Below are 26,582 nucleotides of genomic sequence, written 5' to 3' on the forward strand. Positions count from 1 at the left end.
AGCTGATGCCAAGCTGTCGTGACGGCATTTTGTGCAGCGCGAAAAATTATTGGGCAGCGGCGTTTGCTTGGATGTCCAACTTCTTGTTGCAGGCCTATTTCACGCTTCGGAATTCCCGATATTTAACCGTCGGTTGACGGCCGGGGAGGAAACGCGCAGGTTGCATTGCCGCATGTCTGGCGGTGGGGCGAACAGAGCGTTTCATGCCGGAGGAAAATGCATTTCCGACGCGTGCCGAGGCAGGGAAGCTGATATCCCGGCCGCCGGATCTCCGCATAAACGGAGGCGCATCCGACTCGGTCAAGGTCCGGGATCTGGCCGAGCTTTTTCCCGCGATCGAACGCAGCCCGCCGGTTCACACGTCAGGCGGGTCCTTTCGCCGCTCGACGATCCGACGCCTTGACCGGCTGCGCCGCCGTCTCCCGGTCATGCTGGAGGAGGAGGCGGTCTATGGCCATGGCTTCCTTTTTCTGCCTGTTGTCGTCGGGGCAGGGGCCGCCTACTGGTTTGCGCTGCCGCAGACCCCGGCTTTCTGGCCGTATTTCTTCCTCTTTTGCGTCTGCGCGATATTTGTGATCGTCTCGCGCTACCGGTCCGGTGCCACGCACCTGTTGCCGCTCGCTCTCGCACTCTTTCTCGCAGGCATGATGCTGGCGCAGTTGGAGGCCTGGAGGCAAGCCACCGTCATTCTCGATACGCCGGTGACGACCGAGCTCATCGGTGTGGTCGAGCGCAGGGAGAGCGACGCTCAAGGGCGATGGCGTTATATCGTCCGCATCGAGCGGACCTCCAATCCGCAAGTCAGGCGCCCACCGCAGCGTGTATCCCTGCTGGCAAGGTCTCGCCATGAGCCCGCCCAAACTGGCGAGACGATCAGCGGTCGAGCCCGCATTTCACCCCCGTCGGGACCCGCCCTGCCGGGCCTCAACGACTTTGCCTTTTCTTCCTATTTCGACGGCATCGGCGCGGTTGGATTTTTCTATGGAGCGCCGAAAAAGCAGGCTGCTCCCCCTTCAACCCGGAGCTGGATTGCGAACGTCGAAACCCAGCTTTTCGATCTGCGCAGCGCGATCGCAACCCGTATCCGGGAGACCGTGCCCGGAGATCCCGGCGCCTTTGCCGCGGCGATCGTCACCGACGAGCGCCGGGCGATTTCCGAAGACACCACCGAGGCGCTGCGCCTGTCGGGCCTCGCCCATATCGTCGCCATTTCCGGGCTCAACATGGCGCTCGCAGCCGGCATCTTCTTTGTCGGCGCGCGCACCGTGCTTTCCGTCTTCACGGGCTTCGCCCAGGCCTATCCGGTCAAGAAGATCGCCGCACTCGGCGCGCTGATGATGGCGACGGCCTATTACCTGATCTCCGGTTTCGGCGTTTCCGCCGAGCGGGCCTATATCATGATGGCGATCATGCTGGTCGCGGTGCTTTTCGATCGGCCATCGATCAGCCTGCGCAATGTCGCGCTGTCCGCCCTGGTCATCATCGCCATGTCGCCCTCGGAAATACTGGGGCCGAGCTTCCAGATGTCGTTTGCCGCCACCGCCGCCCTGGTCGCCGGCTACGCACTCTGGAAACACAGGGCGAAGCGCCGCGATCCCGAACCTCTGCCATTCCGTCGCCCTATGGTGACTCCGGTGCTGGCATCCTGGAATTTCGCGGCCGGCATCTTCGTGACCTCGCTGATCGGCGGCATCTCGACCGCCATGTTCTCGGTCGAGCATTTCCACCGTATCGCCACCTACGGCCTTGTCGCCAACCTCGCCGCCATGCCGATCATCTCCTTCGTGGTCATGCCGGCAGGGCTGGCCGGCATGCTGCTGATGCCGTTCGGCCTCGATGCGCCCTTCATGAAGCTCATGGGCCTCGGCCTGGGGTGGGTGATTGCAATTGCCAAACACGTCGCCGCCTGGGGCGGCGATGTCGGCATAGGGCGACAACATCCCTGGTTCCTCGCCGTCTCGACGGCAGGTTTCCTGCTGTTGACGCTCATGAGGACGAGACTGAGACTGATAGGCCTGCCGCTGATGGTGACCGCTCTGCTGCTTTCCTGGCATGAGCGGTCGATGCCCCTGCCGGATATCCTGATCTCGGAAGACGGGACGATGGTCGCATTTGTAGACGGGAAAGGGGTCGCCACCAATCGCGCCCGCCCGCCCGACTTCGTCTACGGCCAATGGAAGAGGGCGCTTCTGCTCGGTGATCCCACCAAGCCTGAAATGTCGCCATCCAGGGACAAGCCGCCCGACGACAGGCCACCCGGCGCGAAAACCAACGAGCGCCGCGAATTGACCCCGCAGCAACTGGAAACGGCAAAGTCGAGGATAAAACAGGCGCCTGCCGGCCGCTTCACCTGCGAGCCGACGGCCTGGTGTGCGGCAAGCACCGGCAAGGGCATCGTTATCGCTGTCGAGGACGGCCGTTATGCGGGTGCCGCCTGCGACGCCGCCAGTCTTGTCATTGCGCCGCGCGCCCGCTTCGACCAATGCCGGTCCGGCGCCCTGATGATCAATGGTGCCATGCTTCGCAAGGCGGGTGCGCTGGAGATTTCCCTCAACGGCGCGACCGACATTCGGCGCTGGCAGATCCGTGCCGCCATGGCGGGCGCAGACCGTCCCTGGAGCAGGCACCGCCACTATGATTGGCGAAGCCAGGGTTTCGATGGGTCATTGCCGGAACCGCTCCGGCAGATGATCAGTGATACCGGCGGATGAGGCCGACGAGCTTGCCCTGGATCTTCACCCGGTCCGGCCCAAAGATGCGGGTCTCGTAGGCTGGGTTGGCGGCTTCGAGGGCGATGGAGGCACCGCGGCGGCGGAAGCGTTTCAGCGTCGCTTCCTCGTCGTCCACCAGCGCCACGACGATATCGCCCGGATTGGCCGTATTGCTGTTGCGGATGATCACGGTATCGCCGTCGAGAATGCCGGCCTCGATCATCGAATCGCCCTTGACCTCGAGCGCATAATGTTCGCCGGAACCGAGCATCTCGGCCGGCACGGCGATGTCATGCGTGTTGTTCTGGATCGCCGAGATCGGCACGCCGGCAGCGATGCGGCCCATGACCGGAACTGTCGTGGCGTTCGGCGAATCGTCGTTGGCGGCGGGTTTCTGAGGCGCCGCGACCGGCTGCGGTTTGCCGAGGCTGCCCTCGATGACGCTCGGCGAAAAACCGCGCCGTGGCTGCATGCTCGGTGAGTAGGCTTCCGGCAGCTTGATGACTTCGAGCGCCCGGGCCCGGTTCGGCAGGCGGCGGATGAAGCCGCGCTCCTCGAGCGCGGTGATCAGGCGGTGGATGCCTGACTTGGACGCGAGGTCGAGAGCATCCTTCATTTCATCGAATGACGGCGGGATGCCGGATTCCTTCATGCGTTCGTGAATGAACAGAAGCAATTCCTGTTGTTTGCGCGTGAGCATCTTTTGGCACCCTCAGAGTCGGAAACAAATCCAGAACGGACACTATATGTTCCATATGTGTTCTGCAAGTCCCTAAATTTCTGTGAAGTATGATGATTTTTTCTTCATAGATGCGTGCCAGATATCTCGAGCCACACCACTTGCGCGGCGCGAGCCCGCTGCCAAAGTAGCTTTGCGATTCCAATTCCGGGGGCCCTCGCGTGAACGCAAGACCAATCGATCATCTCGTGCTGCCGGTGGCGGGACTTACCGCTGCGCGTTCCCGGCTCACGAAGCTTGGTTTTACAGTTGCGCCCGATGCTTTTCATCCTTTCGGCACAGCCAATGCTTGTGTGTTCTTCTCGGATGGCAGCTACCTGGAGCCGCTGGCTCTTGCCAATCGCCGTCATGCAAGCGCGGCCGCCAAACGCGGCAACGTTTTTACCGCACGCGATCTGGCCTTCCGCAAGGCACGCGACAGGCAGGGTTTTTCCGCTCTCGTTGTGGCGACCCGTGACGCGATGGCCGATCACGCGCGTTTCAAGATGCGTGGCGTTTCGGCAGGCGACGTGCTGGAATTCTCCCGCGGGATGACCTTGGCCGACGGTTCCGAAACCCAGGCGAGCTTCCGGCTGGCTTTTGCGGGTGATGACCGGGCGCCCGACTTCCTGATGTTTTCCTGCCAGCGGATCAATCCCCTGCCGGCCGATCGCGGCGAACTGGAGCACCATTCCAATGCGGTCATGGGGCTGAGCAAGATCATTCTGTCGGCATCGGCGCCCTCCGATTTCGCACCCCTGGCCGAGCAGGTGCTGATGACGAAGGCCAAGCCGGAGGCTGTTTCGCTCGAGCTTGCCGCGGCCAATGCCCGCATTCGCATCCTGCAGGATCACGAACTCGAGGCGGAATTCGCCCTGCCGTCGACGCCGGGTGCCGAGGGGCTGCGCGGCCGGGTGATCATCTTCAAGACGGCCGATCTTGCCGTGACAGAGATCACCCTTGCTGCTAATGACGTCGCATTCGTCCGCCGGGAGGGCCGTGTTCTCGTCTCGGCGGCGCCCGGCCAGGGTGTTTTGTTCGGCTTCGAGGAATAGGTTCATGGAAGTTACCGCAAATTCCAGCGTCTCCGTCGGCGAGGGAGACGGCAAGGTGGTTTTCGCGCAGGACGCAAAACTGTCGCTGATCGCCGGCCCATGCCAGATGGAAAGCCGCGACCACGCCTTCATGATGGCAGGCGCGCTCAAGGAACTCTGTGCCAAGCTCGGTATCGGCCTCGTCTACAAGTCTTCCTACGACAAGGCCAACCGCACGTCGATTTCCGGCAAGCGCGGCATCGGGCTCGAAACCGCCATGGAAATCTTTGCCGACCTCAAAAAGGAGTTCGGCTTTCCGGTCCTGACCGACATTCACACGGAAGAGCAATGCGCCGTCGTTGCCGAGACGGTCGACATCCTGCAGATACCGGCTTTCCTCTCCCGCCAGACGGACCTGCTTGTCGCAGCCGCCAAGACCGGCCGCGTCATCAACGTCAAGAAGGGCCAGTTCCTGGCGCCCTGGGACATGAAGAACGTGCTTGCCAAGTTCACCCAGAGCGGCAATCCGAACGTGCTGCTCTGTGAGCGCGGCGCTTCCTTCGGCTACAACACGCTCGTCTCCGACATGCGCTCGCTGCCGATCATGGCGTCGCTCGGCGCTCCGGTCATCTTTGATGCGACGCATTCGGTGCAGCAGCCGGGCGGGCAGGGCGCTTCGACCGGCGGCGACCGCACCATGGTGCCGGTGCTGGCGCGCGCAGCCGTCGCGGTCGGTGTTGCCGGCGTCTTTCTGGAAACCCACGAGGATCCGGACAACGCGCCCTCGGACGGCCCCAACATGGTGCATCTGAAGGACATGCCGCGGCTGCTCGAAAAGCTGCTCGCGCTCGATGCCGTCGCCAAGGCGGCTTGAGCCCGCCCACAAAAAGCGCGCAAACTGCTTCGATTGTAATTTTCGTGTCATTGATTATGAGACATTTTCAGTGACCTCGTGACGTCAAGTCCAAACCCAGGGAGAGACCCTTGACCGCCATCACCGATATCATCGCCCGCGAAATTCTCGACAGCCGCGGCAATCCGACCGTCGAGGTCGATGTCTATCTGGAAGACGGTTCGATGGGCCGCGCGGCCGTTCCGTCGGGCGCCTCCACCGGCGCCCATGAAGCCGTTGAACTGCGTGACGGCGGCAAGCGCTATCACGGCAAGGGCGTCGAAAAGGCGGTCGAAGCCGTCAACACCGAGATCTTCGATGCGATCGGCGGTTTCGATGCCGAAAGCCAGATCCATATCGACAAGACGATGATCGCGCTCGACGGCACGCCGAACAAGTCGCGCCTCGGCGCCAATGCCATTCTTGGCGTCTCGCTCGCCGTTGCCAAGGCTGCCGCCGAAACGTCCGGCCTGCCGCTCTACCGTTATGTCGGCGGCCCCAACGCCCATGTCCTGCCGGTGCCGATGATGAACATCATCAACGGCGGCGCCCATGCCGACAACCCGATCGACTTCCAGGAATTCATGGTCATGCCGGTCGGCGCCGATACGCTGAAGGACGCCGTGCGCATGGGCTCGGAGATCTTCCATGTCCTCAAGAAGGAACTTGCGGCCCAGGGTCACAATACCAATGTCGGCGACGAAGGCGGTTTCGCGCCGGGCCTGAAGAGCGCGTCGGAAGCCCTCGACTTCATCATGAAATCGGTCGAGAAGGCCGGTTACACACCCTGCGACGATGTCTGCCTGGCGCTCGATTGCGCCTCGACCGAATTCTTCAAGAACGGCAAGTACGAAATGGAAGGCGAGGGCCGCACGCTCGAGCCGGAAGCCATGGCCGATTACCTGGCCGAGCTTGCAGCCAAGTACCCGATCATTTCGATCGAAGACGGCATGGCTGAAGACGATTGGGCCGGCTGGAAGTACCTGACCGACAAGATCGGCGCCAAGTGCCAGCTCGTCGGCGACGACCTGTTCGTCACCAACTCGGCGCGCCTGCGCGACGGCATCAAGATGGGCGTCGCCAACTCCATCCTCGTCAAGGTCAACCAGATCGGCTCGCTGTCGGAAACGCTCGATGCCGTCGAGACGGCACACAAGGCGAGCTATACCGCCGTCATGTCGCACCGCTCGGGCGAAACGGAAGATTCGACCATCGCCGATCTGGCCGTCGCCACCAATTGCGGACAGATCAAGACCGGCTCGCTGTCGCGTTCCGACCGGCTGGCCAAATACAACCAGCTCATCCGCATCGAGGAAATGCTGGGCCCGCAGGCCGTTTATGCCGGCCGCGGCATCCTGAAAGCCTAAGGCTTTTCGATCCGAAATTTGCCGTGAAAGCCCGCGCCAAAAGCGCGGGCTTTTTCGCGTCATGATTCTGGTCAACGATTGCTTAAGCAAGTTCTGCGAATTTGAAGCTCTGTTTCGGATCTGATTTGAGATCCCGTAGGCGTGGCAAGGCGTTAGAGCGGCATGTGGACAAAGCATCATAAGAAAAGAAAATTCGGCCGTTTTGTCCTTCCCGCCATCACAGTCGCGTTTCTGTCCTACTTCGGTTATCATTCCATCCATGGCGATCTCGGTCTGATCGCCACGGAGGAATTCGAACGTCAGCGGGAGGCGCGTGCAGGCGAACTCGCCAAGCTGACCGCCCGGCGCGAAACGCTGGAGCGGCAGGTTCAGCTGATGAGCGACGGTTCGCTCGACAAGGACATGCTGGACGAGATCGCCCGCTATCAGCTGAATATTTCCCGCGGCGACGAAATCGTCATCTTCAACAACTACTTCTAAATTAACCAGATTTCGGTTAATTTTACATTTCTATAACCTTTTCAAGAGGTTGTGCGGAATGTGAGCCATGCATTTATGGCATTGCTGGGGCAGCTTTTCTTGCCTATGGTACGCCCCGACACCAGAGTGGGAATCTGGCGATACACGTCAGGGCGTAATCTCGCTCTCAACGCAGAACTCAAAGGGAGGGATGAATGGCGCCGACCAAGACCGCGTCTGTATCCGGCCGCAAACCAGCGGCAAAGTCTGCAATCAAATCAGCCTCGAATGCCTCCGCCAAGGAGTTTACGGGCAAGAACACCCCGGATTTCGGCAAGGATCAGGATCTTCACGCCTATCGTGAAATGCTGATGATCCGCCGTTTCGAGGAAAAGGCCGGCCAGCTCTACGGCATGGGCTTCATCGGTGGTTTCTGTCACCTCTATATCGGCCAGGAAGCTGTCGTCGTCGGCATGCAGATGGCGCAGCAGGAGGGTGACCAGGTTATCACCGCCTATCGCGACCATGGGCATATGCTGGCAACCGGCATGAGCGCGCGTGGCGTCATGGCCGAGCTCACCGGGCGCAAGGGCGGCTATTCCCGAGGGAAGGGCGGCTCGATGCACATGTTCTCCAAGGAGAAGCATTTCTACGGCGGCCACGGCATTGTCGGCGCCCAGGTTTCGCTCGGAACCGGTCTCGCCTTCGCCAACAGGTATCGTGGTAATGACAGCGTCTCGGTCGCCTATTTCGGCGATGGCGCGGCCAACCAGGGCCAGGTCTACGAGAGCTTCAACATGGCGGCCCTCTGGAAGCTGCCGATCGTCTATATCGTCGAGAACAACCGTTATGCGATGGGCACCTCGACGGCCCGTGCGACGGCGCAGTCGAACTACTCGCTGCGTGGTTCCGGCTTCGGCATCCCCGGCATCCAGGTCGACGGCATGGACGTTCGCGCCGTGAAGGCCGCCGGCGACGAGGCGCTCGAGCACTGCCGCTCCGGCAAGGGCCCGATCATTCTCGAAATGCTCACCTACCGTTATCGCGGCCACTCCATGTCCGACCCGGCGAAATATCGCTCCAAGGACGAAGTCCAGAAGATGCGCTCCGAGCACGACCCGATCGAGCAGGTGCGCCTGCGCCTCATCGAAAAGGGCTGGGCCACCGAGGACGAGCTGAAGGCGATCGACAAGGATATCCGCGACGTCGTTTCGGATAGCGCCGATTTCGCCCAGGCCGATCCGGAGCCGGATCCGTCCGAGCTCTACACCGACATTCTGCTCTGATCGCGGGGAGGGAACCCAATGCCAATCGATATCCTGATGCCCGCGCTTTCTCCGACCATGGAGGAAGGCACGCTTTCCAAATGGCTGAAGCAAGAAGGCGACAAGGTCACGTCCGGCGATGTCATCGCTGAAATCGAGACCGACAAGGCGACCATGGAAGTGGAAGCCGTCGATGAAGGCGTGATCGGCAAGCTGCTGATCGCCGCCGGCACCGAAAACGTCAAGGTCAACACCAAGATTGCCGTGCTCCTGCAAGATGGCGAAAGCGCCGATGCGATGAGCGCGGAAAAGCCGGCGGCACCTGCCAAGGCTGACGCGGATACGCCGGCTGCAACGTCCGACGCCGCAGGCGGCAAGGCTCGCGAAGCAAGTGAAGAGACGCCTGCCGCGGCCAAGGTCCCGGCCCAGCCCAGGGCCGAGGCTGCCGCCGATCCGGATATCCCGGCTGGCACCGAAATGGTCATGACCACCGTTCGCGAAGCGCTTCGCGACGCGATGGCCGAAGAAATGCGCCGCGACGAGAACGTTTTCGTCATGGGTGAGGAAGTCGCCGAATACCAAGGTGCCTACAAGATCACCCAAGGCCTGCTGCAGGAATTCGGACCCCGCCGCGTGGTCGATACCCCGATCACCGAACACGGCTTTGCCGGCGTCGGCGTCGGTGCCGCCATGGCGGGCCTGAAGCCGATCGTCGAATTCATGACCTTCAACTTCGCCATGCAGGCGATCGACCAGATCATCAATTCGGCGGCCAAGACGCTTTACATGTCCGGCGGCCAGATGGGTGCGCCGATCGTGTTTCGTGGCCCGAACGGTGCCGCCGCCCGCGTCGGCGCGCAGCACAGCCAGGACTATGCCACGTGGTACAGCCAGATCCCGGGCCTCAAGGTCGTCATGCCCTACACGGCTGCCGACGCCAAGGGCCTGCTGAAGGCCGCCATCCGCGATCCGAACCCGGTCGTCTTCCTGGAAAACGAAATCCTCTACGGTCACCAGTTCGAAGTGCCGAAGCTCGATGATTTCGTCCTGCCGATCGGCAAGGCGCGCATCCACCGCAAGGGTAACGACGTCACCATCGTTTCCTTCGGCATCGGCATGACCTATGCCATGAAGGCGGTCGCCGAACTGGAAAAGGAAGGCATCGACGTCGAGTTGATCGATCTGCGCACGCTGCGCCCGATGGACCTGCCGACCGTTATCGAGTCGGTCAAGAAGACCGGCCGCCTCGTCACCGTCGAGGAAGGTTATCCGCAGAACTCGATCGGTACGGAAATCGCCACCCGCGTCATGCAGCAGGCCTTCGATTATCTCGATGCGCCGATCCTGACGATCGCCGGCAAGGACGTTCCGATGCCTTATGCGGCCAATCTCGAAAAGCTGGCGCTGCCGAATGTCGGCGAAGTCGTCCAGGCGGTGAAAACCGTCTGCTACAGATAAGGGGAGGATGTTTCGATGCCGATCAACATCACCATGCCTGCCCTTTCGCCGACCATGGAAGAGGGCAATCTTTCCAAGTGGCTGGTCAAGGAAGGCGACAAGGTCAAGTCGGGCGACGTGCTCGCCGAGATCGAGACCGACAAGGCGACCATGGAAGTCGAATCCGTCGATGAGGGCACCGTTGCCAAGCTCGTCGTTGCGGCCGGTACCGAAGGCGTCAAGGTCAACGCTCTGATCGCCATTCTTGCCGCCGACGGCGAGGATGTCTCGGCTGCCGCCTCTTCGGGCGGTGGCGCTTCTCCGGCTCCGAAGGCCGAGGCTGCACCCGCACCGAAGGCGGAAGCCGCTCCGGCTCAAAAGGCGTCCGAACCGGCGCCTGCAGCCGCAGCTTCGGCTCCGGCGTCTTCGGGTGGTGCAAGGCCCTTTTCTTCGCCGCTCGCCCGTCGCCTCGCCAAGGAAGCCGGCCTCGACCTTTCCGCCGTGTCGGGTTCCGGCCCGCACGGCCGTGTCGTCAAGGCCGATATCGAAAAGGCTGTCGCTTCCGGTGGTGCCAAGCCTGCGCCGGCCGCCGCTCCACAGGCTGCTGCCGCACCGGCGATCGCCAAGGGTCCGGCCGACGATACCGTCCTGAAGCTTTTCCCCGAGGGTTCGTACGAACTTCTGCCGCATGACGGCATGCGCAAGACGATCGCCTCGCGCCTCACCGAGTCGAGCCAGACGGTTCCGTCTTATTTCGTCTCGATGGATTGCGAACTCGACGCGCTGATGAAGCTGCGCGCCGAGATCAACAAGTCTTCGCCGATGAAGAAGACCGACAAGGGCGAGGTTCCGGCCTTCAAGCTGTCGGTCAACGACTTCATCATCAAGGCAATGGCGCTCGCGCTGCGCGATGTCCCGATGGCGAATGCTTCCTGGACCTCGACGGCCCGCGTGCTGCACAAGCATGCAGACGTCGGCGTGGCCGTATCCATCCCCGATGGGCTGATCACCCCGATCGTCCGCAAGGCTGAAACGAAGACGCTGTCCGCCATCTCCAACGAGGTGAAGGATCTCGCCAGGCGTGCCCGCGACAAGAAGCTGAAGCCGGAAGAATACCAGGGCGGCACGACATCCGTGTCCAACCTCGGCATGTTCGGCGTCTCCAACTTCACCTCTATCGTCAACCTGCCGCAGGCTTCGATCGTCTCGATCGGAGCAGGCGTCGAGAAGCCGATCGTGAAGAACGGCGAGATCAAGGTAGGCACGGTGATGACGGCAACCTTCGCCTTCGACCACCGCGTCATCGACGGCGCGCTCGGTGCGGAACTCGCGTCCGCCTTCAAGCGCTACATCGAAAACCCGATGGCGATGCTGGTGTAGACGGTGAAGCTGACTGCTAAAGAGCAAATATGGGCTTTTGGCGTATTGGCAAGTTTTTTGGGCTTGCCAATAGGCTTGGTCGTTGCTGGGCGAGATCTATTAGATTTCGCTCAGTATACGCCTGTTTTGCCCTCAATCACTTTTATTGCGGCGTCTCTTTGTTTGACCTCATTGATTGAGTGTTTCGATATTTCTCTTGAGCTTAAGAACTCAAATTTTACTGAGCGAGATAGATCTGCAATAGTCCTTCATATCATTTTTATGACGCTTATGTTGTTGATGTATTTTACGACGTTCGTGCTCAACATAAATAAGACGTCGAATGCTGCTTATCGGACGGATTTTTGGGAGATAGCGCTAAACGTAGTGATGATCGTATTGGCGGCCTCGCTTCACCTGAAAACTAAAAGAATGCTGGAGAAATACATATGAGTTTCCCAGTAGGTATAATTCCGGAATTAATAAGTATAGTTGTTGGCCTGATTAGCTCGGTCACATTCTTGCGCGCAAGCCGTGTTTTTCGTCGTTACGCTATAGCTAATTCGGAACTGGGGAAAATTGAGGCCTTAGAGAAAGCAAGTGATGAGCTATCGGAACTCCGGCGCAAGGCTGAATTAGATCCCGACGATGTGGTGTTTCGAGATGAACAGCTCATTGGTGAGATATTGGAGCGCGTCTCTGATGTTGTGGTATCTGATGGTAATCGCCTTGACAATGTCAGTTCTGCCTTGAAGGAGGTCGGTGACATATTGGACAATAAGTCCTCTAAAGTGTCAAACAAGCACATTGCTGAAGTGCGCTCTAGCCTTGAGAGAATGCAACCATTCCTAGATCGAAGGAATGCTCTTTCGGCACGCATCAGGGATGATTTAGATGGGCTGAAGAAGGCTCTTAGTCACTTGAACTTGGATAAATTCTAGTCGAGGTAATTTGTCCATGAAAACCGTTCTCTGCTATGGCGATTCACTGACCTGGGGCACCGATGCCGCGACCGGTGGCCGCCATGCCTTCGAAGACCGCTGGCCGAGCGTGCTTCAGGCGGCGCTCGGGTCGTCGGTCAACGTGGTTGCCGAAGGTCTCGGCGGCCGCACCACGGCCTATGACGACGGGCTTGCCGATTGCGACCGCAACGGCGCGCGGCTGCTGCCGACCGCGCTTCATAGCCATGGTCCGCTCGAGCTGGTGATTATCATGCTCGGCACCAACGACCTGAAGCCGATTATCCATGGCACGGCGATCGGCGCCCGGGCAGGCGTGAAAAAGCTGGTCAGCCTCGTTCGCTTCCATGATTGGGGACGCGAATGCGAGACGCCGGAAATTCTCATCGTCGCGCCGCCGCCGCTCTGCGAAACCGCAAATCCGCTGACCGGCGCGCTGTTCAGGGGCGGCATCGAGCAGTCGGAAATGCTCGCTTCGCTTTATCGCGATCTCGCCGATGAGATGGGTTGCGGCTTCTTTGATGCAGGATCCGTCGCCAAGGCAACGCCGGTCGATGGCGTGCACCTCGATGCCGACAATACCCGTGCCATCGGACGCGGCCTCGAACCCATCGCGCGAATGATGCTGGGGCTATGATGAGTGTGAGGCGGTTGACGAGGGTCAAGGAGTAGCGGGAAGGGGTGGGTTCTACCTCTCCATGTCATCAGCATGGAGTGATAGAAATGTCGAGCACACCACACCATCTTGCGGAAGAGTTTCCGGAATATCTCGTCCAGATGCGCCACCTGCGCGAAACGGACGGGCATTTTCACCGGATTTGCAGTGAATACGAGGATGTGAACCACGAGGTCCACAAGGCCGAGACAGGAATGGAACCATGCGACGATATCCGCATGGTCGAGCTGCGCAAGCGGCGGCTGGCCCTGAAGGACGAGATACACGGGATGCTGACGCGGGTGGAACCGGTCGTCGAAGAGACCGGCGCCTGACACCGGAAAGGCCGGCGCTTCGCTCCCGAAGAAACAAAAGCAGGGCCTGCGGTCTATCCCGTGCCCGCTCAAACCAAGGAGTGAAGCGCCTATGGCCAATGCTTACGACGTCATCGTTATCGGTTCCGGTCCGGGCGGCTACATCGCCGCCATCCGGGCATCCCAGCTCGGGTTGAAGGTCGCCGTCGTCGAGCGCGAGCACCTCGCCGGCATCTGCTCCAACTGGGGCTGCATTCCGACCAAGGCGCTGCTGCGCTCGGCCGACGTCATGCACACCGCGAGCCATGCGAAGGACTACGGCCTGACGCTGGAAGGCACGATCAAGCCGGACGTCAAGGCGATCGTCGACCGTTCGCGCGGCATCGCGCACCGCATGAACAACGGCGTCGGTTTCCTGTTCAAGAAGAACAAGGTCGATATCATCTGGGGCGAGGCGAGGATCACCAAGCCCGGTGAAATCGTTGTCGGTAAGTCGACCAAACCGGTTGTCCAGCCGCAGGGCCCCATCCCGAAGAATACGCTGGGCGAGGGCGCCTATACCGCCAAGCACATCATCATTGCGACAGGCGCCCGCCCGCGCGCGCTGCCGGGCATCGAGCCGGATGGCAAGCTGATCTGGACCTATTTCGAGGCGATGAAGCCGGAAGAGATGCCGAAGTCGCTGCTGGTCATGGGCTCGGGCGCCATCGGCATCGAGTTCGCCAGCTTCTACCGCACCATGGGCGTCGAGGTCACCGTCGTCGAGATCATGAGCCAGGTCATGCCGGTCGAGGACGCGGACATCTCGGCGCTTGCCAAGAAGCAGTTCGAGCGCCAGGGCATGAAGATCCTGCTCGAAGCCAAGGTCGCCAAGGTCGTGAAGGGTGCCAGCTCGGTGACCGCGACGATCGAGCTCAAGGACGGCAAGACGCAGGAAATTACCGCCGACCGGATGATCTCGGCCGTCGGTGTCCAGGCCAATATCGAAGGCATCGGCCTTGAGGCGGTCGGCGTGAAGACCGACCGCGGTTTCATCGTCATCGACGGTTATGGCAAGACCAACGTGCCCGGCCTCTATGCGATCGGCGACGTCGCCGGCCCGCCGCTGCTCGCCCACAAGGCCGAACACGAAGCGGTCATCTGCGTCGAGAAGATCGCCGGCCTGCCCAACGTTCACCCGATGGACAAGCTGAAAATCCCGGGCTGCACCTATTGCCATCCGCAGGTCGCTTCTGTCGGCCTCACTGAAGCCAAGGCGAAGGAGCAGGGCCGCGACATCCGCGTCGGCCGCTTCCCGTTCGTCGCCAACGGCAAGGCGATCGCTCTCGGCGAGGACCAGGGCCTCGTCAAGACCATCTTCGACAGACAAACCGGCGAGCTGATCGGCGCCCACATGGTCGGTGCCGAAGTCACCGAACTGATCCAGGGCTTCGTCGTCGCCATGAACCTGGAGACGACGGAAGAGGAGCTGATGCACACGATCTTCCCGCATCCGACCATTTCCGAAACGATGAAGGAAAGCGTGCTGGATGCGTATGGCCGGGCGCTGAATGCCTGACGAGATCGCTCCGCCGGGGATTGTTCCACGGCAGGGCATCGCCCATATGAGTGTGTCTGGAACGGGAGCGTAACATGCAGGTAGGTTGGATTGCGGCGATCATCATCGGCGGCCTGGCGGGTTGGCTCGCCGGCAAGCTGATGGATGTCCGCTTCGGCATTTTCATGAACATCGTCATCGGCATTGTCGGTGCGGTGCTCGCCAACGGCATCTTCAACAGGTTCAACATCCATGTTGCAGACGGATGGCTGGGTTACCTGGTTGCGGGTTTCATCGGCTCCTGCATTTTGCTATTTATCGCCAAACTCGTCAGGCGCTGACGGTAGCCGCGCTCCAAGCGGTTGAAAGCAGGTATCTATGGTCACCATTCTCGACACGATCGCATCCGGCGATGAAAAGCGCGTCCGTCATCCGGAAAAGGCGCATCGTCCCGATACCGAGATCATGCGCAAGCCGGAATGGATCCGCGTTCGTGCCCCGGTTTCCAAGGGTTACCAGGAAACCCGCGCGATCGTGAAGGAAAACAAGCTGGTGACGGTCTGCGAGGAAGCGGGCTGCCCCAATATCGGCGAGTGCTGGGACAAGAAGCACGCCACCTTCATGATCATGGGCGAGATCTGCACCCGCGCCTGCGCCTTCTGCAACGTGGCGACCGGCAAGCCGAACGCGCTCGATATGGAAGAGCCCGAAAACGTCGCCAAGGCCGTCAAGCAGATGGGTCTCTCCCATGTGGTCATCACCTCCGTCGACCGCGATGACCTCGCAGACGGCGGCGCCGAGCATTTCGAGAAGGTGATCTGGGCGATCCGTGCCGCGTCGCCGGCAACGACGATCGAGATCCTGACGCCCGACTTCCTCAAGAAACCCGGCGCGCTGGAGCGCGTCGTCGCCGCCAAGCCGGATGTGTTCAACCACAATATGGAAACCGTACCGGGCAACTATCTGACGGTGCGCCCCGGCGCCCGCTATTTCCACTCCGTCCGGCTGCTGCAGCGGGTGAAGGAGCTGGATCCGACCATGTTCACCAAGTCGGGCATCATGGTGGGGCTCGGCGAGGAGCGCAACGAAGTGCTGCAGCTGATGGACGATCTGCGCACTGCCGACGTCGATTTCCTGACGATCGGCCAGTATCTGCAGCCGACCCGAAAGCACCACAAGGTAGAAAGCTTCGTCACGCCGGAGGAGTTCAAGTCCTACGAGACTGTGGCCTATTCCAAGGGTTTCCTGATGGTGTCGTCCAGCCCGCTGACCCGGTCTTCGCATCACGCCGGCGACGATTTCGCTCGCCTCAAGGCTGCGCGCGAGAGGAAGGTCCTGGCCGCCGCCGAGTAGGGCGGCAGCCGGTTCCAGGCTCTTATTCGGCTGCCTGGATCTTTTCGCTCTTGTCCTGGCCGCGTCTTCGTTCGCGCAGCGTGAACCTGTGGCCGCGCGCTTCGGCCTTAGCCATTTCAATGAGATAGACGAGCATGGGGAGCTGGTTCATGTCTGCAAGCTGCTTTGCGGATTCGAGCAGCTTTATCATCTGCGAGAAATCGTCCATGGATGCCTCTTTCGGCTGCGCCCGGTCTGCTGTCGGTTGATTATACCAAATGTACGCACGCTTGCGACTCTGGATCACTACAACCGGATGGATGCTACATTAAATCTTATTAATCTGAATGCCATCTGACATCAACAAATGACCGGTGGTTGAATCGGTCCCTCAGACGTCCGTGTCAAAGCTCTGTCACAATCGCATTCGGCGATCTCTATAGCGCCGTCTGTTTGACATTGAAATCCTCCTGTCGTCATCGGAAGTTACCGCCAGTCACGATACTGAAAGCCTGATTCACGGGAGAGCATGATGGATATGGAATCCGGCGTGAATGCGATCCGTTACGTGGGAATTGCCGAAGCGGCAGACAAGATCCCCGAGGCCGATCGCTTTATGGTCCGCGCGTGCTTGCGGGTTTGGCAGCGCATGCGGCCGGAAAGCCGGTTCTGATGTTGAAATCGAGGTCCGGGATGCGCGAGCTTCTTGATCTTATCGGAGCGGACGCTTAACTCGGGATCATGCCAAAGTTCGAAATCCGCCGTCCCGTCAAGCACAGCGCTGAAAAGATGTACGCGCTCGTTGCCGATATCGAAAAATATCCGCAATTCCTGCCGCTCTGCGAAGCGCTGACCGTACGTTCCTCCAAGGAGCGTGACGGCAAGACGCTTCTCGTGGCCGACATGACGGTCGGCTACAAGGCGATCCGGGAAACCTTCACCACCCAGGTGCTGCTCAACCCGGCCGAGCGGATCATCGACGTGAAATATATCGAGGGGCCGTTTAAATACCTCGACAACCGCTGGAGCTTCGAGCCGGTAGCGGGCGGTTCTCCGAATGCCGGCCCAGACGGGTGCATCGTCCATTTCTACATCGATTATGAGTTCAAGAGCATGATCCTGGGCGCCCTGATGGGCTCGATGTTCGACCGCGCCTTCCGCATGTTCGCCGAAGCCTTCGAGACCCGGGCCGACAAGATCTACGCCTGAGCGGTCACTTCGATCAGCATCGCGAGCGCGGTGCGCACCGTCGCAAGCCTGATCTCCGTGCGGCCGATATCGCCGTACCGCATTTCCCGGTGCAGGATTTTGCCCAAGCGGCTTTTCGCAGCCAGATGCACCAGGCCGACCGGCTTTTCCGCCGATCCGCCGCCGGGACCGGCAATGCCGGTCACCGCAACCGCGACGCTCGCCTGCGAGCGATAGAGCGCACCATGCACCATCTGCAGCGCCGTTTCCTTCGACACCGCGCCATGCGTCGCGAGCGCGGTCTCCGCCACCCCGAGCATGTCCACCTTCGCCTCGTTCGTGTAGGTGACGAAACCGCGATCGACGACGGCGGACGATCCGGAAATCTCCGTCAGCGCCCCGGCGATCAGCCCGCCTGTGCAGGATTCGGCGGTCGCGACCATTTTTCCGCGCGCCGCGAAATCGGCAACGATCTGTCGGGCCTGGTCCTCGATATCGGCGGGAAACAGGATCACGCGGCGTCTCCGCGGTAAACGACGGTCGCCGTGGCGATCGCGGCGATGCCCTCGCGGCGGCCGATGAAACCGATCTTCTCGTTGGTGGTCGCCTTGACCGAGCAGCGGTCGATCGAAATGCCGAGAATCTCGGAGAGGGTTTCGCGCATCTCCTGGCGGTGCGGGGCGATCTTCGGCGCTTCGGCGATCAGCGAAATATCGGCGTTCATGATCGTGCCGCCACGTTCGCGGACGATCTTTGCCGCATGGTCGAGGAAGATCTTTGACGGCGCACCGCGCCACTGTATGTCGGACGGCGGAAAATGGTCGCCGATATCGCCGGCGCCGCAGGTCGCGAGCAGCGCATCGGTCAGGGCATGCAGCGCGACGTCGGCATCCGAGTGGCCGCAGAGCTTCTGGTCGTGCGGAATGAACACGCCGCAGAGGGTCACCCCGTCGCCGGGTTCCAGCTGGTGCACGTCGTAACCGTTGCCGGTGCGAACATCGGGGAGGGTGGTCGAAGACCCGGTCTGCGAGAGCTTTTCGTCGGCCATGGCGATATCCCGCTTCACGGTGAGTTTGATATTGTCGATCGATCCTTCCACCAGCGTCACCGGCAGGCCGGCCCATTCGGCGATCGAGGCGTCGTCGGTGAAATCCTCGCGGCGCAGTGCCGCCGCCTTTTCATGGGCGGTGCGGATTTCGGAGAGAACAAAGCTCTGCGGCGTCTGCGCGGCATAAAGCCCGGCGCGCGGTACGGTTTCGTGCACCAGGCCGTCTGGACCGCCGCGTTTCAGCGTGTCACTGACCGGAACGGCCGGCAGCACGCCGTCCTGCCCCTCGTCGAGCGCCTGCGCCACCCGCTCGAGCAGGCCGTGGTCGATAAAGGGCCGCGCCGCATCGTGGATCATTACGTGGGTCGCCTCGGTGCCGGACAGGGCGCGCAGGCCTTCATAGACCGAGCGCTGCCGTGTTTCCCCGCCGAACGTGGTGATCAGCCCGGCCGCTCCCTTGACGCCAACGGTTGCCGCCGCGAACAACGCCTCGTCGTCCGGATGGATGACGACGACGATCGGGCCGCTGCGGGGCCAGGTCAGAAACCGCTCCAGCGTATGGGCGATGACCGGCTTGCTTCCGATCCGCCGGTACTGTTTGGGGCCGTCCTCAGGGGAACCGGCCCGTTCCCCGCGGCCCGCGGCGACGATAACGATACCGATTGTCTTGGGATCGATTGTCATGGCTTTGTCGTCCCCGACCCGTAATTCGTTTTGGATTGACAGGCGCAGAACTATAGGACCAAAAGCCTGAATTCCAGCATGCCGCTCAAAAATAACGCAGTTCCGGAATTGCTCTTGGCAAACGCCCGAGACCTGAATAAAAATAGTGCAACAATCTCACCTGCCCGAAAGATCATCATTTGAGTTTTCAAGATCTTGCCAAGCCTTTTCAGATCGGGCCTGTCGCCATTCGCAATCGCGTCGTCCTGGCGCCGATGTCCGGCGTCACCGATCTGCCGTTCCGGCGGCTTGCCTGGCGCTATGGCGCCGGGCTCGTCGTGACGGAAATGGTCGCCAGCGGTGAACTCATTCTCAACCGCGGCGAATCATGGGCGCGGCTGAAGGGCGCCGGGATTTCGCCGCACATGGTGCAGCTCGCCGGCCGCGAGGCGCAGCCGATGGCGCAAGCCGCGAAAATCGCTGCCGACAACGGCGCCGATATCATCGACATCAACATGGGGTGTCCGGCCAAGAAGGTGACGGGCGGTTATTCGGGCTCGGCGCTGATGCGCGATCCGGATCATGCGCTCTCCATGATCGAAGCGACGGTCAACGCCGTCAGCGTGCCGGTGACGCTGAAGATGCGGCTCGGCTGGGACGAGAATTCCATCAATGCGCCTGAGATCGCCCGCCGTGCGGAACAGGCGGGCATCCAACTGGTGACCATCCACGGCCGCACCCGCATGCAGTTCTACGAGGGCAGGGCGGACTGGGATGCGATCCGCCAGGTGCGCGACGCGATCTCCATCCCGCTGATCGCCAATGGCGACGTCGAATCGTCCGAGGACGCCCAAGCTATCCTGGCGCGCTCCGGTGCCGATGCGGTCATGGTCGGCCGCGGCGCCCAGGGACGGCCCTGGCATGTCGGCTGGCTCGCCGGCCACGCCGCGCCGTCGCAGGCCGAAATCGCCGATCTGGTCATCGAACATTACGAGGCGATGCTGGAACTCTACGGCCGCGAGGCCGGCCTCCGCCATGCGCGAAAACAGCTCGGCTGGTATCTCGACCGCTATGCGGCAGACCTGCCCGCTACAGAAAAGGCCGCCATCATGATTTCGAAAGACCCGGCCGATGTTTCGCGCCGGATGATTGCAGCGCTCGGCGGCCAGCCCGTCGACGCTCAGAAGGAGGCCGCATGAGCAAGTCCCCGGCGCAGGATGCCACGATTGGCAACGCGCTCGCCATGGCTGTCCTCAACTCGGTGCAGAACCCGGTGATATTGGTCGATGCGGTGGGCAAGGTCGCGTTCGCGAACTGGGAGGCGGAGGCCTTCTTCGGCGCCAGCGCTCCCCATCTCGCCAAGAACAAGATCTCCACCTTCATCCCGTTCGGCAGCCCGCTTCTCGCCCTGATCGACCAGGTGCGCGAGCGTAAAGCGCCCGTCAACGAATACCGTGTCGACCTGTCTTCGCCGCGCCTCGGCCAGGACAAGCTGGTCGATCTCTATGTCGCACCCGTGGTCAGCGAACCGGGCTCGGTGGTCGTCGTCTTCCAGGAGCGGTCCATGGCGGACAAGATCGACCGCCAGCTCACCCATCGCGCAGCCGCGCGTTCGGTGACGGGTTTGGCCTCCATGCTCGCCCACGAGATCAAGAACCCGCTCTCGGGCATCCGCGGCGCCGCCCAGCTTCTGGAAAGCGTCGTTCCCGACGACGACCGGGCGCTGACCCAGCTGATCTGCGACGAGACCGACCGCATCGTCTCGCTGGTCGATCGCATGGAAGTCTTCTCCGACGAACGGCCGGTCGATCGCATAGCCCTCAACATCCATTCGGTGCTCGATCACGTGAAGGCGGTCGCCAAGGCCGGCTTTGCCCGCAAGATCAAGATCTCCGAAATGTACGACCCGTCGCTGCCGCCGGTCTTTGCCAACCGCGACCAGCTGGTGCAGGTCTTCCTCAACCTCATCAAGAATGCGGCCGAAGCCGTCGGCGATCAGCCGGACGGCGAAATCATGCTGACCACCGCCTATCGCCCCGGTATCAAGCTTTCGGTCGCTGGCACCCGGGACAAGATCTCCCTGCCGCTCGAATTCTGCGTCATCGACAACGGACCGGGCGTTCCGACCGATCTCGTGCCGCATCTTTTCGATCCCTTCATCACCACGAAGACGAACGGCTCCGGCCTGGGCTTGGCGCTCGTCGCCAAGATCATCGGCGGCCATGGCGGCATCGTCGAATGCGACAGCCAGGCGCGCCGGACGATATTCCGTGTTCTGATGCCCATGCACAAGGAAGAGGCCACGGACGGCCGCGCCTTGAACTCCACAGGAAACGTAAAATGACTGCCACGATCCTTGTCGCCGACGACGACGCGGCCATCCGCACCGTTCTGAACCAGGCCTTGACCAGGGCAGGCTACGAAGTACGTATCACCTCCAATGCCGCCACCCTGTGGCGCTGGATTTCGGCCGGCGAGGGGGATCTCGTCGTCACCGACGTGATCATGCCGGACGAGAACGCCTTTGACCTGCTGCCGCGCATCAAGAAGGCGCGGCCCGAGCTCCCGGTGCTCGTCATGAGCGCCCAGAACACCTTCATGACGGCCATCAAGGCCTCGGAAAAGGGTGCCTACGACTACCTGCCGAAACCGTTCGACCTGACCGAGCTGATCGCCATCATCGGCCGGGCGCTTGCCGAGCCGAAGCGCAAGCCCGCTCGCCTCGACGATGACATGCAGGACGGCATGCCGCTGGTCGGCCGTTCCGCCGCCATGCAGGAAATCTACCGCGTGCTGGCCCGTCTGATGCAGACCGACCTGACGCTGATGATCACCGGCGAGTCCGGCACCGGCAAGGAACTGGTCGCCCGCGCGCTCCATGACTATGGCAAGCGGCGCAACGGTCCGTTCGTGGCGATCAACATGGCCGCCATCCCGCGCGACTTGATCGAATCGGAACTTTTCGGCCATGAGAAGGGCGCGTTTACCGGCGCCCAGAACCGCTCCACCGGCCGCTTCGAGCAGGCCGAGGGCGGAACCCTTTTCCTCGACGAGATCGGCGACATGCCGATGGACGCCCAGACGCGTCTCCTGCGCGTCCTGCAGCAGGGCGAATACACGACCGTCGGCGGCCGTACGCCCATCCGCACCGATGTCCGCATCGTCGCGGCCACCAACAAGGATTTGAAGCACCTGATCAACCAGGGCCTCTTCCGCGAGGACCTCTATTACCGCCTCAACGTCGTGCCGTTGCGCCTGCCGCCCTTGCGTGACCGTGCCGAGGACATTCCGGACCTCGTTCGCCACTTCATGCAGATGGCCGAGAAGGAAGGACTTGATGCCAAGCGTTTCGACAGCGAGGCGCTGGATCTGATGAAGGCCTATGCCTGGCCGGGCAACGTGCGCGAGCTGGAAAACCTCGTTCGCCGCCTGATGGCGCTTTATCCGCAGGAGGTCATCAGCCGCGAGATCATCGAATCGGAGCTGCGCTCGGATGTTCCCGACAGCCCGATCGACAAGATGGGCACCCGCAGCGGCTCGCTCACCATCGCGCAGGCCGTGGAAGAAAACATGCGCAGCTATTTCGCGAGCTTCGGCGAAAACCTGCCGCCGCCGGGTCTCTACGATCGCGTCCTGACGGAGCTGGAATATCCGCTCATCCTGGCGGCGCTGACGGCCACCCGCGGCAACCAGATCAAGGCGGCCGATCTGCTCGGCCTCAACCGCAACACGCTTCGCAAGAAGATCCGGGAACTGGGCGTCTCGGTCTATCGCAGCTCTCGCGGCGCTTGATGGTTAGTTTGTTCCCGACTGCTTGACAGCTTCCGCTCATCGTTGCATTTTCGCCACATTGCGTTGCTTAAAGGTCACGCAGGGTTTGGTGAATGCTCGACGGAGTGGCGGCCGTCGATGGGGGTAGGCCAGCCCTTTTCTGGAAAGTGGCTGTCGCTTCGCCCGGTCTGACCGGGTTGGATCGATCTCCCGCGAGGGTTTTGGGGATCGGAGTGGATTCGATGACGGAAGGCGTAACAGCGCCGATGGCCGAAGACGAGCCAGCGGTGTCAGTGCAGGATCGGCGCGCGTCGTTTGCGCTCCCCGGCCTTCTGCTCGCCGGCGGAGCCTTGATCTGCGCGTCGGTGACGCTGTTCATCCTGCTTGGCCTGACGCCGATCGCCCCGACCACCAATGTCGTGATCGCCTCGGCTGCGCTGAATTCGCTTTTCATCCTCGGCCTGATGTATCTGATCGCCCGCGAGATCGTCCGGTTGGTGAAGGCGCGCAACCGCGGCCGTGCCGCCGCCCGCCTGCATGTCCGCATCGTCGTGTTGTTCTCGATCGTGGCAATCACGCCGGCGGTTCTGGTGGCGATTTTCGCGAGCCTCACACTCAATGTCGGCCTTGACCGCTGGTTCTCGCTGCGGACGCAGTCGATCGTGCAGTCGTCCCAGGACGTCGCCCGCGCTTATATGCTCGAGAATGCCAGCTATCTTCAGGGCCAGACCGTGTCGATGTCGAACGACCTCGAGCGCAACCGGCCGATGTTCTATCTCGACCGTACGGGGTTCGTGGACCTGATGACCCGCCAGGCGCGGGGTCGCGGAATGCTCGGAGCCTTCCTGGTGCGCGAAGACGGTCAGGCGATCGTCCAGGCCGACATCAAGACCGAAAAGCCGCTGCCGGCGATCCCGGAGGATGCACTGAAGACGGCGGCCGCCGGCCAGCCGACGCTGATCCCGCCAGGCGTCACCAACCTCGTCGGCGCCGTCATCAAGCTCGACGCCATTCCGGGCTCCTATCTCTATACGATCCGCGCCGTCGACCCGAAGGTCATCTCGGCGATGCGGCTGATGGAGGAGAACACCGCCGAATACCAGGCGATGGAAGCCGGCCGCACATCGCTGCAGATTGCCTTTGCGGTGCTCTATCTCGGCTTCGCGCTGATCGTGCTGCTCGCGGCGATCTGGACGGCGATCGCGGTCGCCGACCGCATCGTCCGGCCGATCCGGCTGCTGATCAGCGCCGCCGACAGCGTGGCGACCGGCAATCTCAATGTCGTCGTGCCGGTGCGCGCCGCCGACGGCGACGTCGGCAGCCTGTCGCGCACGTTCAACAAGATGATTTCGGAGATCCGCAGCCAGCGCGACGAGATCCTCGAGGCCAAGGATGAAGTCGACGACCGCCGCCGGTTCATCGAGGCGGTGCTGTCCGGCGTCACCGCCGCCGTCATCGGCGTCGAGGAAGACCGCCGCATTACCATCGTCAATCCGTCGGCGGAGCATTTCCTTGGCGTTCCCGCCGAACAGCTGATGGGTGAGAAGCTTGAGGATGTCGCGCCCGAGATTGACCACGTCCTCACCGAAGCGCGCACCAGAGCCCGCGGTGAGTTCCGCAAGCAGGTGAACCTGATCCGCGGCGGCAAGGAGCGGACGCTGTCGGTTCAGGTCACCCGCGAGGAACAGCGCGCCGCGCACGACAGCTATGTGGTGACGCTAGACGATATCACCGATCTCGTCATCGCCCAGCGTTCGACCGCCTGGGCGGACGTTGCCCGCCGCATCGCCCACGAAATCAAGAACCCGCTCACCCCGATCCAGCTTTCGGCCGAACGCCTCAAGCGTCGCTATGGCAAGCAGATCGCCGAGGACGACCGCGCCGTCTTCGACCAGTGCACCGATACGATCGTGCGCCAGGTCGGCGATATCGGCCGCATGGTCGACGAATTCTCCTCCTTTGCCCGCATGCCGAAACCCGCCAAGGAGGAGGCCGATCTGCGCGATATCCTGCGCGACGCGATCTTCCTGCGCGAGATGGGCACGACCCATGTGGATTTCATCCGCGAACTTGGCGACGAGCCGCTGAAGGGCATGTTCGATGCACGCATGCTCGGCCAGGCCTTCGGCAACCTCATCAAGAACGCCGTCGAGGCGATCGAGGCGGTCCCGAGCGATCAGGAGCGCGACGGCCGCAAGGTCAAGGTGCGCTCGGTCTACGACGCGGAGCGCGACACCTATGTGGTCGACATCATCGACAACGGCAGCGGCCTGCCGACCGAAAACCGGCACCGCATCCTCGAGCCCTACATGACCATGCGCGACAAGGGCACGGGTCTGGGGCTCGCCATCGTCAAGAAGATCATTGAAGAACACGGCGGGCAGCTTGAACTGCACGATGCTCCCGCCGATTTCGATCATGGCAAGGGCGCCATGATCAGGGTGCTGCTGCCACATCTGGAACAGGTGGCGGTGCCGGGAACGGATAATAACAAGGAATTGGCTTATGGCGTCTGATATTCTGGTCGTAGATGACGAGGCGGATATTCGCGATATCGTTTCAGGTATTTTGTCCGATGAGGGTCATGAAACCCGCACGGCCCACGACAGCGACAGCGCGCTGGCAGCGATATCCGATCGCGTGCCGCGGCTGGTTTTCCTGGATATCTGGATGCAGGGCTCCAGGCTCGACGGCCTGGCGCTGCTCGACGAGGTCAAGAGCCGCCACCCCGATTTGCCCGTGGTGATGATCTCCGGTCATGGCAATGTCGAGACCGCTGTTTCGGCGATCAAGCGCGGCGCCTTCGACTTCATCGAAAAGCCGTTCAAGGCCGACCGGCTGATCCTGATCGCCGAGCGGGCGCTCGAAAACTCCAAGCTGAAGCGCGAGGTGACCGAGCTCAAGAAGCGCACCGGCGACGCGGCCGAGCTGGTCGGCACGTCGGTTGCCGTCTCGCAGCTTCGCCAGACGATCGAGAAGGTCGCGCCCACCAACAGCCGCGTGATGATCCTCGGCCCCTCCGGCTCCGGCAAGGAACTGGTGGCGCGGATGATCCACAAGCGGTCGTCTCGCGTGACCGGTCCGTTCGTGGCGCTGAACGCCGCGACGATCACGCCCGATCGCATGGAGATGGCACTGTTCGGTACGGAAGGTGCTCCGGGCCAGGCCCGCAAGATCGGCGCACTGGAAGAGGCCCATCGCGGTATCCTCTATCTCGACGAGGTCGGCGAAATGCCGCGCGAGACGCAGAACAAGATTCTTCGCGTGCTGGTCGACCAGCAGTTCGAGCGCGTCGGTGGGTCGAAGCGCGTCAAGGTCGATGTCCGCATCATCTCCTCGACCGCCTACAATCTCGAAAGTCTGATCGCCGACGGTTCGTTCCGCGAGGATCTGTACCATCGTCTCGCCGTCGTGCCGGTCAAGGTGCCGGCGCTGGCCGAGCGTCGCGAGGACATTCCTTTCCTGGTCGACATGTTCATGCGCCAGATCTCCGAACAGGCCGGCATCCGCCCCCGCAAGATCGGCGAGGATGCCATGGCCGTCCTCCAGGCCCATGACTGGCCGGGCAATATCCGCCAGCTGCGCAACAATATCGAACGGTTGATGATCCTCGCCCGTTCCGACGGTCCGGATTCGCCGATTTCCGCCGACATGCTGCCGACCGATCTCGGCGACATGTTGCCGAAGGTTTCCGCCAAGGGCGACTACCACATCATGACGCTGCCACTGCGCGAGGCCCGCGAAATGTTCGAGCGCGACTACCTGATCGCCCAGATCAACCGTTTTGGAGGCAACATTTCCCGCACCGCGGAATTCGTCGGCATGGAGCGCTCGGCGCTCCACCGCAAGCTCAAATCGCTCGGTGTTTGACAT

At 61.8% G+C, this 26,582-nt stretch carries 26 protein-coding genes; 22 read left to right on the forward strand and 4 right to left on the reverse strand.

What is annotated here, in order from left to right:
- Nucleotides 1-203 precede the first annotated feature (203 nt).
- Nucleotides 204-2,711, forward strand: a complete 2,508-nt coding sequence (locus ACSQ3G_RS07350; protein ID WP_436109536.1) for a ComEC/Rec2 family competence protein — start codon at nucleotides 204-206, stop codon at nucleotides 2,709-2,711.
- Here the strand turns inward: ACSQ3G_RS07350 and lexA are convergent.
- On the reverse strand, nucleotides 2,692-3,411 hold the full coding sequence (gene lexA / locus ACSQ3G_RS07355) for a transcriptional repressor LexA (protein ID WP_105401256.1): 720 nt from the start codon (nucleotides 3,409-3,411) through the stop codon (nucleotides 2,692-2,694). The genes ACSQ3G_RS07350 and lexA overlap by 20 nt on opposite strands.
- Nucleotides 3,412-3,611: 200 nt before the next feature.
- Between lexA and ACSQ3G_RS07360 the strand changes: the two genes are divergently transcribed.
- The 14 genes from ACSQ3G_RS07360 (at nucleotide 3,612) to lipA (ending at nucleotide 16,060) form a co-directional block, all read left to right on the forward strand.
- Nucleotides 3,612-4,484: a VOC family protein gene (locus ACSQ3G_RS07360; protein WP_436109537.1), complete on the forward strand. Its 873-nt coding sequence runs from the start codon at nucleotides 3,612-3,614 to the stop codon at nucleotides 4,482-4,484.
- 4 nt (nucleotides 4,485-4,488) lie between these two features.
- On the forward strand, nucleotides 4,489-5,337 hold the full coding sequence (gene kdsA, locus ACSQ3G_RS07365; protein ID WP_436109538.1) for a 3-deoxy-8-phosphooctulonate synthase: 849 nt from the start codon (nucleotides 4,489-4,491) through the stop codon (nucleotides 5,335-5,337).
- A gap of 110 nt (nucleotides 5,338-5,447) precedes the next feature.
- Nucleotides 5,448-6,722 carry a phosphopyruvate hydratase gene (gene eno / locus ACSQ3G_RS07370; protein WP_436109539.1) on the forward strand — a complete coding sequence of 425 codons (1,275 nt, stop codon included), beginning with the start codon at nucleotides 5,448-5,450 and terminating at the stop codon, nucleotides 6,720-6,722.
- 162 nt (nucleotides 6,723-6,884) lie between these two features.
- The gene (locus ACSQ3G_RS07375) at nucleotides 6,885-7,202 is read left to right on the forward strand and encodes an FtsB family cell division protein (RefSeq protein WP_436109540.1); all 318 of its coding nucleotides are present in this window, start codon (nucleotides 6,885-6,887) and stop codon (nucleotides 7,200-7,202) included.
- Between the two features lie 194 nt (nucleotides 7,203-7,396).
- Nucleotides 7,397-8,467: a pyruvate dehydrogenase (acetyl-transferring) E1 component subunit alpha gene (pdhA, locus tag ACSQ3G_RS07380; RefSeq protein ID WP_436109541.1), complete on the forward strand. Its 1,071-nt coding sequence runs from the start codon at nucleotides 7,397-7,399 to the stop codon at nucleotides 8,465-8,467.
- 18 nt (nucleotides 8,468-8,485) lie between these two features.
- Nucleotides 8,486-9,904, forward strand: a complete 1,419-nt coding sequence (locus tag ACSQ3G_RS07385; protein ID WP_436109542.1) for a pyruvate dehydrogenase complex E1 component subunit beta — start codon at nucleotides 8,486-8,488, stop codon at nucleotides 9,902-9,904.
- Between the two features lie 15 nt (nucleotides 9,905-9,919).
- A complete protein-coding gene (locus ACSQ3G_RS07390; RefSeq protein ID WP_436109543.1) occupies nucleotides 9,920-11,263 on the forward strand; it encodes a pyruvate dehydrogenase complex dihydrolipoamide acetyltransferase in 1,344 nt (447 codons plus the stop codon).
- A 3-nt stretch (nucleotides 11,264-11,266) separates the two neighbouring features.
- Nucleotides 11,267-11,695: a hypothetical protein gene (locus ACSQ3G_RS07395; protein WP_436109544.1), complete on the forward strand. Its 429-nt coding sequence runs from the start codon at nucleotides 11,267-11,269 to the stop codon at nucleotides 11,693-11,695.
- A complete protein-coding gene (locus ACSQ3G_RS07400) occupies nucleotides 11,692-12,183 on the forward strand; it encodes a hypothetical protein (RefSeq protein ID WP_436109545.1) in 492 nt (163 codons plus the stop codon). The genes ACSQ3G_RS07395 and ACSQ3G_RS07400 overlap by 4 nt, the downstream gene beginning before the upstream one ends.
- 16 nt (nucleotides 12,184-12,199) lie before the next feature.
- Nucleotides 12,200-12,838 (forward strand): SGNH/GDSL hydrolase family protein, encoded by a 639-nt coding sequence (locus ACSQ3G_RS07405; protein WP_436109546.1) that lies wholly within the window; start codon nucleotides 12,200-12,202, stop codon nucleotides 12,836-12,838.
- A gap of 86 nt (nucleotides 12,839-12,924) precedes the next feature.
- Nucleotides 12,925-13,191 carry an HP1242/YdcH family protein gene (locus ACSQ3G_RS07410; protein ID WP_436109547.1) on the forward strand — a complete coding sequence of 89 codons (267 nt, stop codon included), beginning with the start codon at nucleotides 12,925-12,927 and terminating at the stop codon, nucleotides 13,189-13,191.
- A gap of 91 nt (nucleotides 13,192-13,282) precedes the next feature.
- Nucleotides 13,283-14,728 carry a dihydrolipoyl dehydrogenase gene (gene lpdA / locus ACSQ3G_RS07415; protein WP_436109548.1) on the forward strand — a complete coding sequence of 482 codons (1,446 nt, stop codon included), beginning with the start codon at nucleotides 13,283-13,285 and terminating at the stop codon, nucleotides 14,726-14,728.
- A 74-nt stretch (nucleotides 14,729-14,802) separates the two neighbouring features.
- Nucleotides 14,803-15,048, forward strand: a complete 246-nt coding sequence (locus ACSQ3G_RS07420; RefSeq protein ID WP_037087244.1) for a GlsB/YeaQ/YmgE family stress response membrane protein — start codon at nucleotides 14,803-14,805, stop codon at nucleotides 15,046-15,048.
- A 37-nt stretch (nucleotides 15,049-15,085) separates the two neighbouring features.
- A complete protein-coding gene (gene lipA, locus ACSQ3G_RS07425) occupies nucleotides 15,086-16,060 on the forward strand; it encodes a lipoyl synthase (RefSeq protein ID WP_037087242.1) in 975 nt (324 codons plus the stop codon).
- A gap of 22 nt (nucleotides 16,061-16,082) precedes the next feature.
- Here lipA and ACSQ3G_RS07430 read toward each other — a convergent pair whose 3' ends face one another.
- A complete protein-coding gene (locus ACSQ3G_RS07430; protein ID WP_037087239.1) occupies nucleotides 16,083-16,268 on the reverse strand; it encodes a hypothetical protein in 186 nt (61 codons plus the stop codon).
- A gap of 303 nt (nucleotides 16,269-16,571) precedes the next feature.
- Between ACSQ3G_RS07430 and ACSQ3G_RS07435 the strand changes: the two genes are divergently transcribed.
- Nucleotides 16,572-16,712: a hypothetical protein gene (locus ACSQ3G_RS07435; protein WP_436109549.1), complete on the forward strand. Its 141-nt coding sequence runs from the start codon at nucleotides 16,572-16,574 to the stop codon at nucleotides 16,710-16,712.
- 68 nt (nucleotides 16,713-16,780) lie between these two features.
- Nucleotides 16,781-17,248 (forward strand): type II toxin-antitoxin system RatA family toxin, encoded by a 468-nt coding sequence (locus ACSQ3G_RS07440; RefSeq protein WP_436109550.1) that lies wholly within the window; start codon nucleotides 16,781-16,783, stop codon nucleotides 17,246-17,248.
- On the opposite strand, the gene ACSQ3G_RS07445 is transcribed toward ACSQ3G_RS07440, so the two are convergent.
- Complete coding sequence (locus ACSQ3G_RS07445) at nucleotides 17,239-17,742, reverse strand: CinA family protein (protein ID WP_436109551.1); 504 nt, start codon at nucleotides 17,740-17,742, stop codon at nucleotides 17,239-17,241. The genes ACSQ3G_RS07440 and ACSQ3G_RS07445 overlap by 10 nt on opposite strands.
- Nucleotides 17,739-18,959, reverse strand: coding sequence for a bifunctional 2-C-methyl-D-erythritol 4-phosphate cytidylyltransferase/2-C-methyl-D-erythritol 2,4-cyclodiphosphate synthase (locus ACSQ3G_RS07450; protein ID WP_436109552.1), 1,221 nt, complete (start codon nucleotides 18,957-18,959; stop codon nucleotides 17,739-17,741). Before ACSQ3G_RS07450 ends, ACSQ3G_RS07445 begins: the two co-directional genes overlap by 4 nt.
- Nucleotides 18,960-19,138: 179 nt before the next feature.
- Between ACSQ3G_RS07450 and dusB the strand changes: the two genes are divergently transcribed.
- The 5 genes from dusB (at nucleotide 19,139) to ntrX (ending at nucleotide 26,579) form a co-directional block, all read left to right on the forward strand.
- Nucleotides 19,139-20,137: a tRNA dihydrouridine synthase DusB gene (dusB, locus tag ACSQ3G_RS07455; protein ID WP_436109553.1), complete on the forward strand. Its 999-nt coding sequence runs from the start codon at nucleotides 19,139-19,141 to the stop codon at nucleotides 20,135-20,137.
- Complete coding sequence (locus ACSQ3G_RS07460) at nucleotides 20,134-21,282, forward strand: two-component system sensor histidine kinase NtrB (RefSeq protein ID WP_046637687.1); 1,149 nt, start codon at nucleotides 20,134-20,136, stop codon at nucleotides 21,280-21,282. Before dusB ends, ACSQ3G_RS07460 begins: the two co-directional genes overlap by 4 nt.
- On the forward strand, nucleotides 21,279-22,730 hold the full coding sequence (ntrC, locus tag ACSQ3G_RS07465; protein ID WP_037087225.1) for a nitrogen regulation protein NR(I): 1,452 nt from the start codon (nucleotides 21,279-21,281) through the stop codon (nucleotides 22,728-22,730). The genes ACSQ3G_RS07460 and ntrC overlap by 4 nt, the downstream gene beginning before the upstream one ends.
- A 221-nt stretch (nucleotides 22,731-22,951) precedes the next feature.
- Entirely contained in the window at nucleotides 22,952-25,225 is a 2,274-nt protein-coding gene (locus tag ACSQ3G_RS07470) for a sensor histidine kinase NtrY-like (RefSeq protein WP_105416317.1), read from the forward strand.
- Nucleotides 25,215-26,579, forward strand: a complete 1,365-nt coding sequence (gene ntrX / locus ACSQ3G_RS07475) for a nitrogen assimilation response regulator NtrX (RefSeq protein ID WP_105401269.1) — start codon at nucleotides 25,215-25,217, stop codon at nucleotides 26,577-26,579. The genes ACSQ3G_RS07470 and ntrX overlap by 11 nt, the downstream gene beginning before the upstream one ends.
- Nucleotides 26,580-26,582 lie beyond the last annotated feature (3 nt).

The organism is Neorhizobium tomejilense, from assembly GCF_964254135.1.
GTDB classification, from domain to species: domain Bacteria; phylum Pseudomonadota; class Alphaproteobacteria; order Rhizobiales; family Rhizobiaceae; genus Neorhizobium; species Neorhizobium tomejilense.

Coding starts and splice junctions, on each gene's coding strand:
- ACSQ3G_RS07350 (WP_436109536.1), top strand. CDS start 204: ATGCCGGAGGAAAATGCATTTCCGACGCGTGCCGAGGCAGGGAAGCTG.
- ACSQ3G_RS07405 (WP_436109546.1), top strand. CDS start 12,200: ATGAAAACCGTTCTCTGCTATGGCGATTCACTGACCTGGGGCACCGAT.
- lexA (WP_105401256.1), bottom strand. CDS start 3,411: ATGCTCACGCGCAAACAACAGGAATTGCTTCTGTTCATTCACGAACGC.
- lipA (WP_037087242.1), top strand. CDS start 15,086: ATGGTCACCATTCTCGACACGATCGCATCCGGCGATGAAAAGCGCGTC.
- ACSQ3G_RS07435 (WP_436109549.1), top strand. CDS start 16,572: ATGGATATGGAATCCGGCGTGAATGCGATCCGTTACGTGGGAATTGCC.
- ACSQ3G_RS07385 (WP_436109542.1), top strand. CDS start 8,486: ATGCCAATCGATATCCTGATGCCCGCGCTTTCTCCGACCATGGAGGAA.
- ACSQ3G_RS07420 (WP_037087244.1), top strand. CDS start 14,803: ATGCAGGTAGGTTGGATTGCGGCGATCATCATCGGCGGCCTGGCGGGT.
- ACSQ3G_RS07375 (WP_436109540.1), top strand. CDS start 6,885: ATGTGGACAAAGCATCATAAGAAAAGAAAATTCGGCCGTTTTGTCCTT.
- ACSQ3G_RS07450 (WP_436109552.1), bottom strand. CDS start 18,959: ATGACAATCGATCCCAAGACAATCGGTATCGTTATCGTCGCCGCGGGC.
- ntrX (WP_105401269.1), top strand. CDS start 25,215: ATGGCGTCTGATATTCTGGTCGTAGATGACGAGGCGGATATTCGCGAT.
- ACSQ3G_RS07440 (WP_436109550.1), top strand. CDS start 16,781: ATGCCAAAGTTCGAAATCCGCCGTCCCGTCAAGCACAGCGCTGAAAAG.
- ACSQ3G_RS07430 (WP_037087239.1), bottom strand. CDS start 16,268: ATGGACGATTTCTCGCAGATGATAAAGCTGCTCGAATCCGCAAAGCAG.
- ACSQ3G_RS07400 (WP_436109545.1), top strand. CDS start 11,692: ATGAGTTTCCCAGTAGGTATAATTCCGGAATTAATAAGTATAGTTGTT.
- lpdA (WP_436109548.1), top strand. CDS start 13,283: ATGGCCAATGCTTACGACGTCATCGTTATCGGTTCCGGTCCGGGCGGC.
- pdhA (WP_436109541.1), top strand. CDS start 7,397: ATGGCGCCGACCAAGACCGCGTCTGTATCCGGCCGCAAACCAGCGGCA.
- ACSQ3G_RS07460 (WP_046637687.1), top strand. CDS start 20,134: ATGAGCAAGTCCCCGGCGCAGGATGCCACGATTGGCAACGCGCTCGCC.
- ACSQ3G_RS07390 (WP_436109543.1), top strand. CDS start 9,920: ATGCCGATCAACATCACCATGCCTGCCCTTTCGCCGACCATGGAAGAG.
- ntrC (WP_037087225.1), top strand. CDS start 21,279: ATGACTGCCACGATCCTTGTCGCCGACGACGACGCGGCCATCCGCACC.
- kdsA (WP_436109538.1), top strand. CDS start 4,489: ATGGAAGTTACCGCAAATTCCAGCGTCTCCGTCGGCGAGGGAGACGGC.
- ACSQ3G_RS07410 (WP_436109547.1), top strand. CDS start 12,925: ATGTCGAGCACACCACACCATCTTGCGGAAGAGTTTCCGGAATATCTC.
- ACSQ3G_RS07470 (WP_105416317.1), top strand. CDS start 22,952: ATGACGGAAGGCGTAACAGCGCCGATGGCCGAAGACGAGCCAGCGGTG.